An 18,063-nucleotide genomic window follows, 5' to 3' on the forward strand; every position below is an offset into this window, starting at 1 on the left:
AATATGCAATCAATCAAGAATTAATCAGTACTTCATATTCATCGCTTCGCGCACTTGCTCAAGCGTCTCCTGCGCAATCTCGGCAGCTCGCGCATTTCCGTCGTGCAAAATATCGCGGATTGAATCCATATCTTTGGCCAATTCTTCTCTACGCTGGCGGTGTGGAGCAAGGAAGTTATTTACAGATTCAATAACGTACGCCTTTAGCGCGCCTGCACCCGCATCGCCGATTTCTTGAGCAATATCCTTTGGATCCCTGCCTGTAACCAAGCCCGCAGTAGTCAAAAGTGCAGAAACCTGCGGACGTGCCACTGGGTCAAAAGTAATTGTTCGCTCGGAATCGGTTGGGCTTTTTTTAATCAACTTTGCTGTTTCTTCTGCGGTTGCGCCCAGCATAATCGAGTTTCCGTAAGACTTGCTCATCTTGCGCCCGTCTAATCCTGGAATCTCTGGCGTATCCGAAAGAATCGCAGCTGGCTCTGGGAAAACAGGATTCTTCTTTGCGTATCGCTCGTTAAACCTGCGAGCAATCGTGCGCGTAATCTCAATATGTGGCAAATTATCTTTGCCAATTGGCACAACATTTGCTTTGCAGAACAAAATATCGCAAGCCTGATGCACTGGGTACGTAAGCAAAAGTCCTGTTAAAGCGTGACCCGAAGCTTCCATTTCGGCTTTAACAGTAGGATTTCTATGCAATTCCGCTTCTGTAACTAAAGACAAAAATGGCAGCATAAGCTGATTTTCTGCAGGCACAGCGGAGTGCGTAAAAATCATTGTTTTTTTAGGATCAATTCCAGCAGCCATGTAATCAAGAACAAGATTTAGCACGTTATCTTTTACGTGTTCAACAGTGTCTCTATCTGTAATCACCTGGTAGTCTGCAATAATCACATTTGTGTTTACGCCAAGATTTTGCATTGCGACACGCTCACGAATCGAACCAAAGTAATGACCCAGGTGGAGCCTTCCTGTTGGCCTATCTCCCGTAAGCATTGTAAAGGAGCTAGGATTTGCCTTTAGCTTCTCAAGCGTTGCGTCTGAACGCTTTTGAGCTGCCATAAAGCTTGCGCTTATCTCATTTCCAGCAGCTGTAACCTGTGCTTCTTGCTCCATTTTAAACTCCTTACACACGCAATTTTCCTTGCGATTTTTACGCCTAAAATATGGCTTTTATGGTAAAAGTTCACTCAGACAATATACTCTGTTGCGGCAAAGTGGTACGCTCTTGTGTGATGAATTGATTGTTTTGGTAAATTAGAGGGGGTCAGATGGGCCGCGGACGACAGAAGGCAAAGCAACAGAAAATTGCCCGTAAGCTCAAATACCTGACGACCGATACGGATTACGACGAGCTTGCTAAAGAGCTTAACACTCACGAGCCTGGTCAAGGATCCTTCGATCCGTTTGAATCTGATAACTACAATAACACCGAGGATTATCTAGATAACCAAGATAATTCTGAAAGTTTATCTGTAGAAGATGATTCTAAAGACATCAACACTAATGCTGGTAATGATGATGCCGGCAGCTTGCATGATTCCGTTTCGAGTGGAGATGACGATTTAGACGACTACGCCGAGTGGGCTGCTCAGTCTGCCGCTCAGGCCGCCACTAAAGACAAATCGTCTAGTAATTCTGGCGCTATTCATCATCACATTCCTATGCCTATGCCTAATTTTATGCATAAAGATAAGTAGTTTTGATTATTTAGCTTGTTATTTAACTTGATTATCTAACTTAATTATCTAAAAGAACTTTTGTAAGTTCGGGCAGCAGATTGCTTAAATTATCTCGCTCTCCAACTGCGCTTATATTTCCAATTTGCTGCTCGTAATCCCATTTTGTTATTGCGCAAGAAAGTCGCAGCCAAACATCTGGGTCAAGTTCTATAACGTCTGGTGGCGTTAAATTATGCGGATCCGAATGCGGACCTTCCAAAATTTTCACAGCTCCCCAAGGAGCCACTCTCACTTCCACAGCGCAACCAGGCGCTATCTGCTCTAATACATAAAGCGAATATCTAACAGCCATTGCTTCATCGTTTAAACTAACGCCAATCTCATTGGAATTTACGCAGCATAAATCTTTTTTATCTTTTACAGATTTTATATAAGCTTTTGCACTATTTGCCCACGTTTCAAACGATTTTTTAGCACCACTTATATCAGCTTCTCGTATAACAGACATACTTAAATTATCTCATGAATTATCTAACTATTATCTGCGATTTTAACAGTGTTTTACAAAAGTTATATTGTGAATAATTCTTAATAAGGGTTTGGGGTTGTGCTATCATCAACAATGAAAACGTGTGCATTGCCGCGTACCGTCTTGTTAAGTGCAATTTGGCGCGGCTACAACCAACATAATCAAGGGTTGCTATTCGCACATTTTAGGTAAATATATTATTCACGGCACAAGGAGTCAAATATGACTAAACACGTCGCGCCGAAAGCCAAGACTACTGCGGCGGCATTTGCCAAAGAACTTCAAGAACATCTGAAGTACACCCAGGGTGTCACCCCAGAACAGGCCACTACGGCTGATGTGTATGTTGCCGCTGCTACCGCGGTCCGTCGCCATTTGATGGATTCTTGGATGCAGACCCAGCATGACATGATTAACGGAAAAACCAAGGCTGTTGGCTATTTGAGCGCAGAGTTCTTAATGGGCAAGCAGCTTGAAAACGCTTTGCTTAACGCTGGTCTTACCGATCAGTTCAACAAGGCTGTTACAAATCTTGGTTTTGAGCCAAAAGATGTTATCGACGCTGAGTATGAGCCAGGTTTAGGTAACGGCGGTTTGGGTCGTCTCGCAGCCTGCTTTATCGACTCGCTCGCCTCTATTGGCGTGCCAGCATTTGGCTACGGCATCCAATATCGTTATGGTATTTTTAAGCAGCGCTTTGATGAGCAGGGTAAGCAGGTAGAAACTCCTGATTACTGGCTTAGCAACGAAGAGCCATGGGGACATATCGACTATGGTCGCGATCAGCGCGTTAACTTTGGCGGCAAGGTTGTTGAAGAAAACGGCAAGCGCGTATGGAAGCCAGATTGGGCTGTTCGTGCAGTACCAGTTGACTACATGGTCCCAGGCTACAATTCTGGTCGCGTAAACACTCTTCGCTTGTGGACTGCTAAGTCTTACGACGAATTCGATTTACTCACCTTTAACAAGTCCGAGTACTTGGACGCTGTTAAGCCACAGGTTGAAGCAGAAAATATCTCCAAGATTCTTTATCCAGAAGATTCCACTCCACAGGGCAAGGCTTTGCGTCTTGAGCAGCAGTACTTCTTTGTTGCTGCTTCTATTCACGACGCTATTCGCGTGTTCTACCCAGGTCAAGATAAGCCAGACCTTACAACCTTCCCAAGCAAGATTAACTTCCAGCTTAACGATACTCACCCAGTTATTGGTATCCCAGAGCTTATGCGCGTTCTTATGGACGAGTACGGCTACGATTGGAACACCGCTTGGGGTATTACAACTAAGACCTTTAACTACACTTGCCACACGCTTCTTCCAGAGGCTTTGGAAGTTTGGCCAGCCAAGCTTATTGGCGAACTTTTGCCACGCCACCTTGAGATTATTCAGGGCATTAGCGAGCAGTTCCGCAACGAGCTTCGCAGCAAGGGTGTTTCCGAAGATCAGGTTGAGCGCATGCGCATTGCTACCGACGCCGACGAAAATGGCGAAGGTGCTGTAGTTCGTATGGCCTACTTGGCTACCTACGGCGGTTCTTACGTTAACGGCGTTGCCGAGCTTCACTCTGAGTTGTTGAAGGATGTTACCTTAAAGGACTTCTCCAGCGTTTACCCAGATAAGTTCAAGAACGTTACTAACGGCGTAACTCCTCGTCGCTTTGTGCGTTTGAGCAACCCACGTATGTCTGCTCTTATTACTGAGGGCTTGGGCACCGACGCATGGCAGGGTGATTTGGAGCTTCTCGAAGGTTTGAAGCCATTGGCTGACGACAAGGCATTCGTTAAGAAGTTCGCCGAAGTTAAGAAGCAGAACAAGCTTGCCTTCGTTGATTTTGCAAAGCACAAGTATGGCTTTGAAATCAACCCAGACACTATGTTTAACACCATTGTTAAGCGTTTGCACGAGTACAAGCGCCAGTCCATGAAGATCCTCCAGGTTATCTCCATGTACGCTGGAATTAAGAACGGCACAATCAACGTCGACAAGATGCTCCCACGTACCGTGTTCTTTGGCGCTAAGTCCGCTCCAGGTTACGCAATGGCAAAGCTCACCATTCAGCTCATCAACAATGTTGCTCGCGTGGTGAATAACGACCCAGCATGCAAGGGCAAGCTCGCTGTGTTCTTCCCAGCAAACTACAACATTGAACTTGCTATGAACTTGATTCCTGCCACCGATTTGGACGAGCAGATTTCTCAGGCTGGTAAGGAAGCCTCTGGTACTGGCAACATGAAGTTCGCTTTGAACGGCGCTTTGACCGTTGGTACTCTCGACGGCGCAAACGTTGAGATTCGCGAGCGCGTTGGCGCTGAGAACTTCTTCCTATTCGGCATGACCGTTGATGAGGTTGAGAAGCTCTACGCTGAAGGCTACGATCACGGCGGCTCCCGCAAGTACTACGAGTCTGATCCTCGTTTGAAGACCGCTGTAGACATGGTTGCCGATGGCACCTTCTCTAACGGCGACAAGAGCGTGTACGAGCCACTCGTTAACGATTGGCTTACCCACGATTACTTCATGGCAATGGCTGACTTCAGCTCTTACATGGACATTCAGGCTCAGATTGAGGAAACTTACCGCGACCCAATGAAGTGGGCTCGCATGGCGGTTTTGAACGTAGCCAACTCTGGTTACTTCTCTTCTGATCGCTCTATCGAAGATTACCTCGATCGCATTTGGCACACTGGTGCTCTTCCAACTGCCGAGTGAGTATTTAAAAGCGTTTAACGCTTGATTTAATAAAAGGCGATAATTGGCATTTGCTGATTATCGCCTTTTGTTTATCTACATGTTTATCTACATGTTTATATACTTATCTATCTATGATTTTGTTTTGCATTATAAAAAGCAGCGTCTTGCAAAAATCACAAAACGCTGCCTAATAATGTTTAAGTTTTAATGCAGAAAAGTTTATTTTATCTAAGCTTCAACTGGTTTAGCTTCTTCAGCTTCTTCTTTATTTTCCTTTTCTACACCCAAATTAATTGGCGAAGAGCTGTTCTCCCATGGCTGCTCCCATGGATCATAATCAGGATTATGCTGCTTGTACACATACAATGCTGCAATACCTGCGAGCAGTGCTCCAAAGAGCAGTGCAAAGAACTTCCAACCGCCAGAGGACCTGTTCTCCATGATGGCTCCTTTCGTTAAGCTGACCTGCTCGTCCAAGTCAACGTTTTATACCGAGTTTACTCGTGTATTCACTATAATAGTGATTTTTTTTAATACTTGCATCTTTTTGCTATTTTTTTACTACATTTTTACTATTAAGTCGTATAAAATTTTTTACCTTATTTTAGATTGTGATTATTAGACTGTGATTATTTGTGTATGCGATTAGATAATGTTATTTTATGAACAATTTTGATGTAAATAATATTGTTAAACGCTTTAAGACTAATTGCAAAAGCGCAACGTATTCAATTATCTACATTTGCGTGTTTGTATGGATTATTGAGATTATTCTTCACACTTTTTTGCCAAACGCGTATCAATTGTTTATTGAAAACACAGCTTTTGCGCCATTTTTAATCACAAAAGCAAGTTGGACTTGGTTTACATCTATGTTTGTGCATTCTCCAGGATTTACGCACATACTTTTTAATATGTTATGCCTATATTCGCTTGGAATAGAACTTGAAAGATTCTTTGGAAGATGGAAATTCTTCTTCTTATACGCTATTAGCGGACTCGGTGGATGCGTTGCCACTTTGCTTTACTGCAAACTTACAGAAAACTGGATACTCGCCGCCTATGGAGCATCTGGAGCCATTATGGGACTTATTGGCGCTCTTTTGGTTGCACAATGGCGACTTGGCGAAAGCGTTAATGGAACTTTAATTTGGATTGGTTTAACTATTGCTATGCCTTTATTGGTTCCAAATATTGCCTGGCAAGCGCATATTGGCGGCCTTGTTACTGGAATAGTGCTGTCTACTTTGCTTGGCGTTAATAATCCGCTTCTTAAAAAAGCATCTTTTAATGAGCGTTTTGCTGTTTATTCTTTGCTAACTCTTATAGCTCTTTTGGCAATATGCGCATTTTGCTTGATTTAAAACTAATTGATATGCATCTAAATTACACGCGTGTAGTTCTCCACAATTGTGGACATAAAAGTGGATAACCTGGGTATAACGTGGGTATATCTCAATAAGTTATCCACATTGTTATGCACAATCGTTGATAACTCTACTTTTTTAGCCCTGTTGATAAGTGCATAACAGTTATCCACATTTTTGGAAAATTGTGACTTTCTCTAAACCTTAATCAAAAATAGAATTATGCAATCTAACAACACTTGTCCAAGCCAATTACAAAAGCAAAACCAGCAGACGATTGATTTTATTAATCAAAATCAAAACACTAACCCAAAAGATGCTGCTCTAAAAGCGTCTAATAACCCAAACGTTAATGTTGCTTTTGCTGTTAATCAAATAAGCGGCAAGCAGATTGCAAAAACAAAGTTGCCAATATGGTATAAAAACGAGCGCGTAATATATCCAGCTCATATTTCTATGGAACAGTGCTCATCGCAAGCAACCGCACAGTATAAAGCACGCCTTGCAAATCGTCTTATAAAAAACAACAATATTGATAAATGCAAAACAACTCTAATCGATTTAACAGGTGGATTTGGAGTGGACTGCGCAATTATGAGCCAAGAATTCAACAAGGCCATTTGCGTAGAAAAACAAGAAGAATTATCGGCCATAAGCCAACACAACATGATTGCTATGGGCCTAAATAATGTTCAATGCATAAATTCAACAAGCGTAGAAGCTCTAGAAAAAATAGACCAAGCAACGCTTATTTACATTGACCCCGCAAGACGAGATAAGAGCGGAGCTAGAACGTACGCAATCGAAGACTGCACGCCTAATGTTCTTGAACTAAAATCGCATATACTACGCGTTGCGCAATTTTTGCTTATAAAACTATCGCCTATGCTTGATTGGAAAAAAGCTGTTTGCGACTTTAGCGGAAGCGTTAGCCAGATACACATTGTTTCGCACAATAACGAGTGCAAAGAGCTGCTTTTAGTGTTGGACTCAAACATGCATTCAAACGTTGATGTTTACTGCGTAAATAACGATTCAGTAACCGTTTTTAACGCAAAATACAATCCAGACTTAAATAAAGTAGAAGAAGAATCGCAAGAACTACACGAATCGCAAGAACCAGATACAAAAAACCAACAAAGCTCAAACGTCTTAAGTATAAATAATTGGTCTAATTGGGCTAAATATGTTTATGAGCCAAACGCTTCAATTATGAAGTCGGGCTGTTTTAGGCTTTTAAGCTCCAAATACAACGTTTTGCAAATCGCAAGCAACAGCCACGTTTTTATATCTTGCGAATATGAATCTAACTTCCCGGGAAACATTTGGAAAATAGATAATATTTTTAGTTTAAACAAAAAAGAAATTAGCAAAGCACTTTTAAATGTGACTTACGCAAATATTGCAACATATAATTTTCCACTAAGCGTAAATGATCTAAAGAAAAGACTTAAGCTAAAAGACGGCGGAAAAACTAGGATTATTGCAACTACTGATTCTAAAAATAACCACGTAATTATTCGCGCAAGCAGCACGCAATCAAAATAACAAAAATGGCTGCACGCTTTACATGCAGCCATCAGGAATTAACTAAGTTGTATAACAACTATCTCCAGCACATTGTCATTAAGAATCCAGCCATAACCAAGCATGCTGCGATTAAAAGATTAAATGCTCCAATTCCAGGAATTGGGAGCGAAGGATTCAAGTAATAAACAACAGCCCAGAACAATCCAACGATCATAAGCGTGCAGAAGAGTGGAACAAACCATCCAGCATTAGCTTTAGTGCCCTTAATGGCCTCTTCAACCCTGCGAGTATTTTCTTCTTGACGCTTCATCATGCGCTGTATTTGCGGAGATAAAGACTCTTTATCTGCAGTTGCGTTCAAAACAGCTTCAACCTGCTCCATAGGAACGCCATACACGTCTTCTTTAGAAGAGTTTTGAGCCTCATCCACATCGGCAGATGAAGTGGTGTTCAATTTATTCAATTCTTCGTCAGCCATAACAGTAACACTCCAATCAATCGGCTACACGCTATAATAATAGTTACACTCGAACGCAAGAAGAAGAATGAGCATTATGGCAAAACAAACAGGTAAGCACGGCGCTAAAAAATCGCTATTAGGTAGCGTTGCCGTAGCATTAGCAATTTGTTTTACAGGGTACTTATTCATCACTAATCTGCGCATAAATCGTACGGCATTTGTTACTTCCGATACTGGCCAGATGGTGGAAAGAAATTCTCAAAGAGCAAAAGATTTACGAGAAGATGTTAAAGAGCTAGATTCTAAGGTTAATCTTTTAAACAAAACATTAACAAGCACGTCAAATGGTTCTGAATCTTCAGACGATACTGGAACAAGCACAATGCTCCCAGCAATACAGGGTCCAGGTATTACGGTTACGCTAAACGATTCACCACTTTGGAAAACGGCCGTAAACGGGTCTGGAAGCTCCTCAAATATAAATGACTATGTAATTCACCAACAAGACATAGAAGCTGTTGTAAATGCCCTCTGGAGGGGCGGAGCAGAGGCAATGACGATTCAGGGTCAACGAGTGTTGTTTAATTCCGCTGTTGTTTGCATTGGAAACGTGCTTATGCTGCAGGGCCATCAGTACTCGCCACCGTATAGAATATCTGCTATTGGCTCAGTTGAAAACATGCTAGAAGCGCTGGATGATTCTCCAGCAATTCAAACATATAAAGACTATGTCAGCACTTTTGGGCTGGGATGGAAAGTGGAAAAGCGGGGAAACTTAAAGTTCTTAGAATCGTCTGCATTACTGCAACCTCTAAGATTTGCCTCTGTTCCAAAAGATGCCGATTTTATTGGCAATATTCCTCAACACCATTCCACCAGGCAATAAAGGAGTAAAATGAAGCGTTCTAACTACATGCACGAACGTAACGAAACCAAAAGCTCGGGAACCAGCTTAATTTGGACAATAGCTGGTGTTATTGGAGAAATTCTTATAGCTTTCGCAATTGTTTGTGCATTGTACATTGTCTGGCAAATGTGGTGGACTGGTGCGCAATCTGAACACGTACAGTTTGAAACTCGCGAAGCCGTCTCCTGGAAGAATCCTGCTGCTGGAAAGAAAACAAAGATTGCTCTTCCGCAGGTAGACGATCCTCCTAAATTACAAAAAGTAAAGTACGGAGATCTTGTTGCTAGAGTCTATATTCCTAGGTTTGGAGATCAATGGGAACGCAATCTTGTTGAAGGTGTTAGCCTAGAAATATTAAATAGACGAGGCCTTGCACGCTTCCCTAAAACAGAAATGCCAGGAGAAGTTGGAAACTTTGGTATTAGTGGACACCGCAACGGCTACGGTCAGCCTTTAGCAGATGTTGACCGATTCCAAAAAGGTGATCCTATTATTGTTCGCACAAAAGATTACTGGTTTGTTTACAAGTACGTTACTCACAAGATTGTTAAGCCAGAACAGAGTGAAGTTCTTGACAAAGACCCATTAAACCACAGCAAAAATCCTAAAAAGCGCATGATTACGCTTGTTACTTGCGAACCAAAGTATTCTACGCCTAAGTTCCGTTTTGTTAGCTTTGGCGAGCTAGAGTATTGGGCTAAAGTTTCTGACGGTATTCCTAAAGAACTTTCTACTGTAGATGCAAATGGCCAAGTTAAGTTTGTAAACAACGAGCAGCAATCTTTGGCTTCTCGCCTTGATTCTCTTGTGCCAATCATGCTTATTGCTCTAGTTTCGTACATAATTATCTTCGCCGCTGCTGGTATTGCTTGGCAATGGCCTTTAAGGCGTCAAATCCGCGCTGGATTAAAGCCAAAGCCAGAGTTCAGTATTTTCGGTGGACTTATGAGGCTACAGCCTGGAATTCTGCCAGTACGAATAGTTCTTTCTGCGCTCATATACGTAATTGTAATTTCAATTCTTATGCAATGGGTATATCCGTTTGCTTCTGCAACGATTCCATTCTTAAGAGAGATGTCTGCGTATACAGCAACGGTTTACTAGCAAACAATTTGCTGATTTGCTGACTTGAATACAAAACGCCGCCTAGATGCCGTTAAAACAACGTGCAAAACTAGGCGGCATTTTAGTTATTTAGATAGCTTAGATAGTGCTTAAATAGTTTAGACTACTTAGAATCCACTATCGCTTGAATCCACTATCGTTAGAATCCACTATCGCTTGTTGTTGTAGAAGTAGACGAAGAGTCGGAGCTAGAAGTTCTTCCAGGATCTGTTCTTCTTCCATATCTTAAATTGCTATCTAAGGAAGATTGCAAAGTCCTTACAGTAAGCGTTATTGTAGAGCCTTTGTCTATCTTAGATCCTTCTTTTTCCGACATGCTTTCAACAAGATCATCGTCTTTAGCAGAAGCGTCGGCAACAACCTTAAAGCCCTTTGCTTCCAATATTTGCTTGGCCTGCTTTAACGTTGTTACGCCAAGAGCAACATGTGGAACCTCTACCTTAGGCTTGCCTTTAGAAACATAGAGCGTTATAGCGCTATGCGGCTTTACAGCAGCCCCAGCAGACGGATTCATCTTAGTAACAGTTCCTTCCGCAGCTGTTTCAGATTCTTCTTCTACAGTGTTAACGGTAAAACCAAGATTTTGCAATTCGCTAGTAACAACATCTTTAGATTGGCCAACCATTCCATCAGGAATCTTTGTTAAACCAGAAGAAATGTACAAAGTAACCATTGAACCTTTATCTGCAAACGAATCTGCAACTGGGTCCGTTCGTGTAACATGATTCTTTTTAACGTCTGTACTGTCTTCCACTCTAACGTTAGAAATCTTAAATCCTGCCCTTTCAAGAGCCTTTCTAGCAGCTTCTTGCGATTTTCCAGTAACATCTGGAACCTTAGTTGACTGAGGACCAACAGAGAACCAAACACTAACTCTAGAACCAGATGCAACTTTATCTCCACCTTTAGGAGACTGCCTGGTAAAAGTACCTTCTGGCTTAGTAGACTTATCGTCTTCCAAAATATCTGGAATAAGACCAAGAGCACGAAGCTTTTCTTTAGCAGCATCTTGAGTAGTTGTTTCTGTAAACGTTGGAACAACAATATCTCCAGCAATCTTACTGCGATTTAACATAAACAAGATTCCGCCAACAACAATCGCGCAAACAATCGCAGATATAACAGAAGCAATAACAATACGCTTGCTTCTTTTTGCCTGGTTTGCAGCACGCTGAGCTGCTCTAGTGTTGTAACCCGAATTTTGGTACGCATCAAACTGCCCTGTAATGGCACCAAAGCTCTGCGTAGAGGCGGTATCTGCAGCACCCATAGCCTGCGTTGCAGCGTTCTGCTCCGCCTGCTTTCTTGCACGCATATTAGCCAAATCGGTTAAAGGATTAAAGGCTGCTGCAACAGGAACACCACCGTTCATAAACGCCAATATGTCGTTTTTAAACTCTGCAGCCGTTGCGTACCTATTCTGCCTATCTTTTGCCATTGCTTTAGCGCAAATCTTATCCCACATTGCAGGCAAGCCTGGAACAAGCGTGCTTAAAGGCGTGGCCACTTCCGAAACGTGCTGATATGCGATTGCAACAGCGGAATCGCCAGTAAAAGGCGGCCTTCCAGTTAGCATCTCGTATAAAACACATCCTGCAGAATACAAGTCGGATCGCATGTCAACCTGCTCGCCGCGAGCCTGCTCTGGAGACAAGTATTGCGCGGTTCCAACAACACCCTGCGATTGCGTCATTGTTGTTGCAGAATCGTCTAGCGCCCTGGCAATTCCAAAATCCATAACCTTAACAATGCCCTGCTCGGAAATCATAATGTTTCCAGGCTTAATGTCTCGGTGAATTACGCCCATTCTATGCGAATATTCCAATGCATTTAAAACGCCAAGCATAACCTGCTCAGAATCACGCTGGCTTAAAGCACCGTTCATCTTAAGAATGTCGCGAAGCGTTTTGCCTTTAACATATTCCATAACAAGATACGGCAAATGCTCTTCTACGCCATTGTCGTCTACAACAGATTCTTCTCCAGAATCATAGATATTTACTATGTTTGGATTGTTCATCTGCGCGATTGAATGTGCTTCTCGGCGGAAGCGAGACAAAAAGATCTCGTCATTTGCCAAATCAGAACGCATGATTTTAACAGCAACGGTACGACCCAAGCGCTTATCTTCTGCGACTCGCACTTCGGCCATTCCACCGCGGCCAATCAATTCACCTAATTGGTACCGTCCATTCGCTAATGAGGTAGGCATTGTGTTACTCATTGCTGCTCCTTGCGGTCGTTATTATTCAAAATGTTAATAATATTCACTTGAGTTTTTGGAACACTTCTAACGCTGCGTCTAATGCGATTTGCGCTGGAAGAATCTATTGGATTTTTATTGTTGAATGCTGTTTGCTGATCCAAAAGTCTTCTTTCGATTTTTGCAAGCACTTTCGAAACAACAAGAGCATCTTTAGGTCTGTCTTTTGGATTCTTAGAAAGCATTGACATTACAAACTGTCTTAGCTGAACATCAACGCTATCTGGAAGAGGCGGAACAGGGTCATTAACGTGTGCTGCCGCAATATCTACAGGCGTGGCACCAGTAAATGGCCTATGGCCACAAAGCCCTTCGTACGCAACAACGCCAAGAGAATAAATATCGGACTGTGCTGTTGCCTGCTCTCCTTGAGCCTGCTCTGGGGAAATGTATTGAGCCGTTCCAACAACCATTCCATCTTGAGTAATCTGCTCTTGGTCGTTAGAGTACGAAACGCCAAAATCTGTAATCTTTACGTTTCCCGTTTCGGAAACCATAATATTTGCTGGCTTAACGTCCCTATGAATTACTCCATGCGAATGAGCAACAAAAAGACCTCTAGCGGTTTGAATAAGAATAGGCAGCAAGCGCGTTGGCTCTACAGTTTTTTCTTTATGATACAAATCTGCCAAAGACTTGCTAGGAACATATTCCATAATCAAAAAACCAATGCCATCATGCTCGTAGTAGTCAAATAGCGCTGCAATGTTTGGGTGAGCAAGATTAGCCGAATTATGTGCTTCTGCTCTAAGTCTGCGCAATTTAGCTTCAACATTATTAGTGTCTGTTCTAAGCGCTTTAATGGCCACTATTCTGCCCAGCTGTATATCGAAGCCCTTCCAGACTTCTCCCATACCGCCTTGTGCAAGCCTTCTATCTAGCCTGTATCGATGATGAACTAACTGTCCTTCAACAAGTTTCATTGCTTAAGCGCCTCCTTCATCACCTGTCGCATAATAGGTCCTGCCGTAAGTGTTCCGTACGTACTGGCATTGTGAATAACAACTGCTACAGCTATTTTAGGGTCTTCTGCTGGTGCAAATCCAATAACCCAACCATTAATAGCCTGATTTCTAAACCCAATTTGTGCTGTTCCTGATTTTGCAGCAACATGAACATTTGGCAAAGAAAGATTTGGGTTACTTTTTACAACCACACTTTGCATCATAGCATTAAGTTTTGCAGCACTTTGCGCACTTAAAGCTTGACTCATAACAGTAGGGGTTGTTTGAGATATAACAGACAAATCGCTAGATCTTACACAGTCAACAAGAGTTGGCTTCATAAGAGTGCCATTATTTGCAATAGCAGCCGCAATCATAGCGTTTTGAAGAGGTGTAACCCTGGCATCTCCCTGACCAATCGACTGAAGAGCAAGCTTATCTTGCGTAGGCTTTTGATTAAGCAAAGACGCAACAACTCTCATTGGGAAGCCAGTTGAATCAGAACCATCTAAAGTAAACGAGCTAAACAATCCAAACTTTTTAGCCTGCTTTACAATTGCATCGGATCCTAAAGACACTCCTAGTTGAGCAAACGCCGTATTTGAAGAATACGCCAATGCGTCTTCAAACGATATTTGCCCATTTGTTCCACTTGCGCTTGGAACAACGTTTGTAAGATGCGTTTGAGTTCCCGGAAGAGTGTAAACCGATCCAGCTGGAATCGAAGTGTTTAAATCATATTTTCCAGTTTCTAAAGCGGTTGCCGCAACAACAGTCTTAAAGGTAGATCCAGGAGCATAAAGTTCAGATATTGAACGATTTAGCATTGGATTATATATGTTAGACACAAGATCTTTATAAGCCCTGTTGGCGTTCGCAGCATTGTGAGATGCAAGAGAAGAAGGATCATAGCTAGGAGTGCTAACCATTGCAAGTATTCTTCCCGTTTTTGGCTCTATTGCAACTAAAGCGCCATTCTTGTCTTTTAAAAGATTGTATGCAAGAGTTTGAAGCTTAGTGTTAATAGATGTTTCTATAGAAGCGCCCCTATTTTCTACACCCGTAAATAGCGACTTAAACTTTTGAAGGAATAACGCATCAGATTCACCGCTTAAAAGCTGATTTCTAGAAGCCTCTATGCCTCTATCTGCTCTCTGACTTATTGAATAATACCCCGTTATTGGAGCATAAACAGCGCCATTAGAATATGATCTTTGGTATACAAACGCATCTTTAGAAGGATCCGACTTTGCTAAAACAGTTCCATCAGAAGCAAGAATCGCCCCTCTTGGAGATCCAAATTCATGATATAGCGCGCGCCTGTTTCTAGGATCAGAATTTAATTCGTTTGCTTTTATAGAAGTTATGTAGGTACTAGAAATACACAAAATCACAAACAGTACGACTACAGCAGTAAAAAGCTGTTTTAAGCATTTATTCATTAAATTCACCCCCATCTTCTTTAAGATTAGAGGAGTTATTTTCCCTTTCCTTAAGCTCCCTTTCTCTAAGAGCAGCTAAGGCTTCGTATTGGAAAGTATCGGATGTTACAACAGCCTCAGGCTTATTGGCCGCATTAGAAATAACAATCAAAATAGCTGCAAGCAAATAGTTTGCAACCAAAGACGACCCTCCAGCAGCCATATATGGCATTGTTAAGCCAGTAAGAGGAATAACAAGAGTAATACCACCAACAACAGTAAACACTTGGAATGCCATTGTAAAAACTAATCCAGATGCAAGAAGCTTTCCAAAACCGTCTTTAATCTTCATAGCCGTAATCATGCCAGACGCAATAATAATCATGTAAAGCATTAAGACTATAAATAATCCAGTTAATCCTAGTTCTTCTCCCACGGATGCATAAATAAAATCAGAATTAGCAAGAGGTGTTAAAGACGGATGCCCCTGCCCCAATCCAGTTCCTGTTATGCCTCCTGCTGCAAGGCCAAATAATCCAGTAACAATTTGAGCAGAACCACCTGGGAATCTGTTGTAAATAACGGGGTCGTACGGATTAAGCCAAGCGTCAACTCTGTACTGAACGTGTGCAAAAAGCTTAACCGCAACCAGGCATCCAATCATAAATGCTATAAAGCCTATTGCAAGCCAACCTTTTCTTCCAGTTGAAACGTAGAGCATAGAAACAAACATTGCAAAGAACATTAATGATGTTCCTAAGTCGTGTTGTACAACAAGAACACACATTGATGCAACCCAAACAATAGCAATAGGAGCCATGTCTTTAAACCGCGGAAGATGAATCCCCAAAATCTTAGTTCCACCAACCGCAAGCCTGTCTCTATGATCAAACAAATACGCTGCAAAGAAGAAGGCTAAGAATAGTTTTGCAAATTCTCCAGGCTGAATAGTGTGATTTCCAAACCCAATCCAAATTCTAGCTCCGCCAATCTCTTTGCCTACTATTGGAAGCATTGGAGATAAAAGAAGAACAAGACCAATCACCATGCTAACGTACGAGAATCTTCTAAGAATCCTATAGTCTTCCAGAACCATTACAAAAATTATGGATAGCACAAGAGCAACACAAACCCAAATAAGTTGCTTCATAGCAACATTAGTGTTGTGCTGCTTGTCTATTCTTGCAATCATAACAGTTCCAATAGCTGTAAGAAGAAGAATGCAAGGTAATATTACCTGGCTAGAATAAGGCTTTTTTACAATCAAAACGCCCCACAAAACCAGGTACAATGCTGTTGTTAGAGCAAACATACCAACATAGTCTGCTGGAATAAAGCCATTAACTCTTAGAAACATTTGCAAAAATGCCACTGAAGATATAATCACAGAAAACAGCAACAAAGAGATTTGCTTAATTCGCATACTAAACATGTTCACGAGGTTTTACCTCCTGAATCACTGCTAGAGTCTACAACTCCACTATTGTTTCCATCCTTATTATCTGAATTAGAAACAACGCTTTTTTGCTTATTTCCGCGCTTTTCACTCTCCCGAGCACGAACTTCTCTACCAATCAGCCTTGCATGCCCTCTTGCTTCTTTAAGACTGCTAAAACTAATACCTTCGTCAAGCTGATCTTGCCAAGACTTATCAAGATTTTTTACTTTAATATCTGTTTCTTCAATCTGGTGAGAAAGCTCTAAACCAAATATGTTAGTAGGAACGCCTTGGTAAATAACTACTCGATCATTTCCTTTACCAATGTAGTACTGCTTTTGAGTCCAAGAGTAAACAAGATACGCTCCAGAAGCAACAATAGAGCAAACCACAAGTATTGCAAACGCAACACCTATTCTCATCCACCTTTTTCTAATCCTATTTGCCTTATGAGCCTCGGCTTGCTCTCTTTTTACAGCGCGCTGAACGTCTGGATCTCTAGGATCTGTTGATACTCTACCGTTCTTCTTTTTTACAATCGGAATCTCATTTGTGTCGGTAGATCTAAGTTCCTCTTCATTTCTTAAATGAGAAGGCTGCACTAATCGAGTGGTTTCTGCAATTTTCTCAGATTTTTCTGTTGATTTTGAATCCGTTTGCATAAGAGCAGCAGCCCTTTGCGCAGGCGAATCCTTGCCTTCTCTTAAAACTGGTGTAGAAGAAACAGCTTTATTAACAATATCTGCTATAGACTCTAAATCTTTGCTTGCGGCACCGCCGATTAATGGCGTTTGATGTGGTAAATCAAAAGCATCCGCATCCAAAGCTAATGTGGCGTCTGCTATAACAGCAGTAGCATTATCTGTGCTTCCCGCTTTAAGTGCCATTGAAACAAGTTTTTGAGCGCACTCTTCTTGGTTGGATATTGTGCTCATTATTTCTTGAATTGTGGAATCTTCTAACACTCCACAAACACCATCTGAGCAAAGAAGCCAACGATCCGAAGGGTGAGCCTGCCTAATGGCAATATCTGGCCTTGGGTCAATATCAAAATCACCTAAAACGCGCATAACAACATTACGCTGCGGATGATTCCTTGCTTCTTCTGGAGTGATATGACCAGTATCTATTAAATGCTGAACGTAACTGTGATCACAAGTCATTCTTATAAGACGATTATCGCGCAACAAGTATGCTCTAGAATCACCTAAATGTGCAAGAACCCAGTAACCGCTTACAAGAGAGACGGCTGTTACTGTTGTTCCCATGCCAGCAAGCCTGCGTTCTCTTTTTGCTTTTCCAACTATTGCATCGTGAGCTGCCATAATTGAAGTTTCTAACATTGAAGAAACAGCTTTTACATCGTTCGGTCTTGAATCCTGCTCAATATGAGCTAAAGACCTAATGGCAATCGTGGATGCAGTATCTCCACCAGCGTGGCCGCCCATTCCATCGCAAATAGCAGCTAATCGTTCTCCTGCAAAGGCAGAATCCTGATTATTGCTCCTAACTGTACCAACGTCGCTAACAGCCGTGGAGTACATAAATAATGCTTTATCTATAAACGAAGCCTTATTTAAACTATTTTCTTTACTATTTGCAGCATTATCTACAGCATTATCTACAGCATTATCTACAGATTTATCTTGATTTTGCTCTTTTTTACTATTTCTTTCATCTTCAATGTTTGAATCGAATTGCTTCATAAC

Annotated in this window: 15 protein-coding genes; 6 read left to right on the forward strand and 9 right to left on the reverse strand. The window is 41.8% G+C overall.

Annotated elements, in window-relative coordinates; genetic code table 11:
* Nucleotides 1-24 precede the first annotated feature (24 nt).
* Nucleotides 25-1,116 carry a tryptophan--tRNA ligase gene (gene trpS, locus HMPREF3216_RS03660; RefSeq protein WP_060786982.1) on the reverse strand — a complete coding sequence of 364 codons (1,092 nt, stop codon included), beginning with the start codon at nucleotides 1,114-1,116 and terminating at the stop codon, nucleotides 25-27.
* 155 nt (nucleotides 1,117-1,271) lie between these two features.
* Here trpS and HMPREF3216_RS03665 point away from each other — a divergent pair, with 155 nt between their 5' ends.
* A complete protein-coding gene (locus HMPREF3216_RS03665; protein ID WP_060786983.1) occupies nucleotides 1,272-1,700 on the forward strand; it encodes a DUF3073 domain-containing protein in 429 nt (142 codons plus the stop codon).
* Nucleotides 1,701-1,740: 40 nt separating this feature from the next.
* Here the strand turns inward: HMPREF3216_RS03665 and HMPREF3216_RS03670 are convergent, their stop codons facing one another.
* A complete protein-coding gene (locus tag HMPREF3216_RS03670; protein ID WP_060786984.1) occupies nucleotides 1,741-2,190 on the reverse strand; it encodes a sterol carrier family protein in 450 nt (149 codons plus the stop codon).
* A gap of 243 nt (nucleotides 2,191-2,433) precedes the next feature.
* On the opposite strand from HMPREF3216_RS03670, the gene HMPREF3216_RS03675 reads away from it, so the two are divergent.
* The gene (locus HMPREF3216_RS03675) at nucleotides 2,434-4,917 is read left to right on the forward strand and encodes a glycogen/starch/alpha-glucan phosphorylase (protein ID WP_060786985.1); all 2,484 of its coding nucleotides are present in this window, start codon (nucleotides 2,434-2,436) and stop codon (nucleotides 4,915-4,917) included.
* Nucleotides 4,918-5,127: 210 nt separating this feature from the next.
* Here HMPREF3216_RS03675 and HMPREF3216_RS03680 read toward each other — a convergent pair whose 3' ends face one another.
* Nucleotides 5,128-5,340: a hypothetical protein gene (locus HMPREF3216_RS03680; RefSeq protein ID WP_060786986.1), complete on the reverse strand. Its 213-nt coding sequence runs from the start codon at nucleotides 5,338-5,340 to the stop codon at nucleotides 5,128-5,130.
* A gap of 221 nt (nucleotides 5,341-5,561) precedes the next feature.
* Between HMPREF3216_RS03680 and HMPREF3216_RS03685 the strand changes: the two genes are divergently transcribed.
* Nucleotides 5,562-6,263 (forward strand): rhomboid family intramembrane serine protease, encoded by a 702-nt coding sequence (locus HMPREF3216_RS03685; RefSeq protein ID WP_060786987.1) that lies wholly within the window; start codon nucleotides 5,562-5,564, stop codon nucleotides 6,261-6,263.
* Nucleotides 6,264-6,488: 225 nt separating this feature from the next.
* Nucleotides 6,489-7,814 (forward strand): THUMP-like domain-containing protein, encoded by a 1,326-nt coding sequence (locus HMPREF3216_RS03690; protein WP_060786988.1) that lies wholly within the window; start codon nucleotides 6,489-6,491, stop codon nucleotides 7,812-7,814.
* Nucleotides 7,815-7,872: 58 nt separating this feature from the next.
* Here HMPREF3216_RS03690 and crgA read toward each other — a convergent pair whose 3' ends face one another.
* A complete protein-coding gene (gene crgA, locus HMPREF3216_RS03695; RefSeq protein ID WP_060786989.1) occupies nucleotides 7,873-8,274 on the reverse strand; it encodes a cell division protein CrgA in 402 nt (133 codons plus the stop codon).
* Between the two features lie 76 nt (nucleotides 8,275-8,350).
* On the opposite strand from crgA, the gene HMPREF3216_RS03700 reads away from it, so the two are divergent.
* Both HMPREF3216_RS03700 and HMPREF3216_RS03705 read left to right on the forward strand, forming a co-directional pair.
* Nucleotides 8,351-9,142 carry a DUF881 domain-containing protein gene (locus tag HMPREF3216_RS03700; RefSeq protein ID WP_060787128.1) on the forward strand — a complete coding sequence of 264 codons (792 nt, stop codon included), beginning with the start codon at nucleotides 8,351-8,353 and terminating at the stop codon, nucleotides 9,140-9,142.
* Nucleotides 9,143-9,151: 9 nt separating this feature from the next.
* Entirely contained in the window at nucleotides 9,152-10,267 is a 1,116-nt protein-coding gene (locus HMPREF3216_RS03705; protein WP_060786990.1) for a class E sortase, read from the forward strand.
* A 160-nt stretch (nucleotides 10,268-10,427) separates the two neighbouring features.
* Here the strand turns inward: HMPREF3216_RS03705 and pknB are convergent, their stop codons facing one another.
* Genes pknB through HMPREF3216_RS03730 form a run of 5 tightly spaced genes read right to left on the reverse strand, consistent with a single transcriptional unit; the run spans nucleotide 10,428 to nucleotide 18,060 of the window.
* The gene (pknB, locus tag HMPREF3216_RS03710; protein WP_060786991.1) at nucleotides 10,428-12,512 is read right to left on the reverse strand and encodes a Stk1 family PASTA domain-containing Ser/Thr kinase; all 2,085 of its coding nucleotides are present in this window, start codon (nucleotides 12,510-12,512) and stop codon (nucleotides 10,428-10,430) included.
* Entirely contained in the window at nucleotides 12,509-13,474 is a 966-nt protein-coding gene (locus HMPREF3216_RS03715) for a serine/threonine-protein kinase (RefSeq protein WP_060786992.1), read from the reverse strand. The genes pknB and HMPREF3216_RS03715 overlap by 4 nt, the downstream gene beginning before the upstream one ends.
* On the reverse strand, nucleotides 13,471-14,937 hold the full coding sequence (locus HMPREF3216_RS03720) for a peptidoglycan D,D-transpeptidase FtsI family protein (RefSeq protein WP_060786993.1): 1,467 nt from the start codon (nucleotides 14,935-14,937) through the stop codon (nucleotides 13,471-13,473). The genes HMPREF3216_RS03715 and HMPREF3216_RS03720 overlap by 4 nt, the downstream gene beginning before the upstream one ends.
* Entirely contained in the window at nucleotides 14,930-16,354 is a 1,425-nt protein-coding gene (locus tag HMPREF3216_RS03725; protein WP_060786994.1) for an FtsW/RodA/SpoVE family cell cycle protein, read from the reverse strand. Before HMPREF3216_RS03725 ends, HMPREF3216_RS03720 begins: the two co-directional genes overlap by 8 nt.
* Entirely contained in the window at nucleotides 16,351-18,060 is a 1,710-nt protein-coding gene (locus HMPREF3216_RS03730) for a PP2C family protein-serine/threonine phosphatase (protein ID WP_060786995.1), read from the reverse strand. Before HMPREF3216_RS03730 ends, HMPREF3216_RS03725 begins: the two co-directional genes overlap by 4 nt.
* Nucleotides 18,061-18,063 lie beyond the last annotated feature (3 nt).

It is taken from the genome of Gardnerella vaginalis (genome assembly GCF_001546455.1).
GTDB classification, from domain to species: domain Bacteria; phylum Actinomycetota; class Actinomycetes; order Actinomycetales; family Bifidobacteriaceae; genus Bifidobacterium; species Bifidobacterium vaginale_B.

Coding starts and splice junctions, on each gene's coding strand:
- trpS (WP_060786982.1), bottom strand. CDS start 1,116: ATGGAGCAAGAAGCACAGGTTACAGCTGCTGGAAATGAGATAAGCGCA.
- HMPREF3216_RS03665 (WP_060786983.1), top strand. CDS start 1,272: ATGGGCCGCGGACGACAGAAGGCAAAGCAACAGAAAATTGCCCGTAAG.
- HMPREF3216_RS03670 (WP_060786984.1), bottom strand. CDS start 2,190: ATGTCTGTTATACGAGAAGCTGATATAAGTGGTGCTAAAAAATCGTTT.
- HMPREF3216_RS03675 (WP_060786985.1), top strand. CDS start 2,434: ATGACTAAACACGTCGCGCCGAAAGCCAAGACTACTGCGGCGGCATTT.
- HMPREF3216_RS03680 (WP_060786986.1), bottom strand. CDS start 5,340: ATGGAGAACAGGTCCTCTGGCGGTTGGAAGTTCTTTGCACTGCTCTTT.
- HMPREF3216_RS03685 (WP_060786987.1), top strand. CDS start 5,562: ATGAACAATTTTGATGTAAATAATATTGTTAAACGCTTTAAGACTAAT.
- HMPREF3216_RS03690 (WP_060786988.1), top strand. CDS start 6,489: ATGCAATCTAACAACACTTGTCCAAGCCAATTACAAAAGCAAAACCAG.
- crgA (WP_060786989.1), bottom strand. CDS start 8,274: ATGGCTGACGAAGAATTGAATAAATTGAACACCACTTCATCTGCCGAT.
- HMPREF3216_RS03700 (WP_060787128.1), top strand. CDS start 8,351: ATGGCAAAACAAACAGGTAAGCACGGCGCTAAAAAATCGCTATTAGGT.
- HMPREF3216_RS03705 (WP_060786990.1), top strand. CDS start 9,152: ATGAAGCGTTCTAACTACATGCACGAACGTAACGAAACCAAAAGCTCG.
- pknB (WP_060786991.1), bottom strand. CDS start 12,512: ATGAGTAACACAATGCCTACCTCATTAGCGAATGGACGGTACCAATTA.
- HMPREF3216_RS03715 (WP_060786992.1), bottom strand. CDS start 13,474: ATGAAACTTGTTGAAGGACAGTTAGTTCATCATCGATACAGGCTAGAT.
- HMPREF3216_RS03720 (WP_060786993.1), bottom strand. CDS start 14,937: ATGAATAAATGCTTAAAACAGCTTTTTACTGCTGTAGTCGTACTGTTT.
- HMPREF3216_RS03730 (WP_060786995.1), bottom strand. CDS start 18,060: ATGAAGCAATTCGATTCAAACATTGAAGATGAAAGAAATAGTAAAAAA.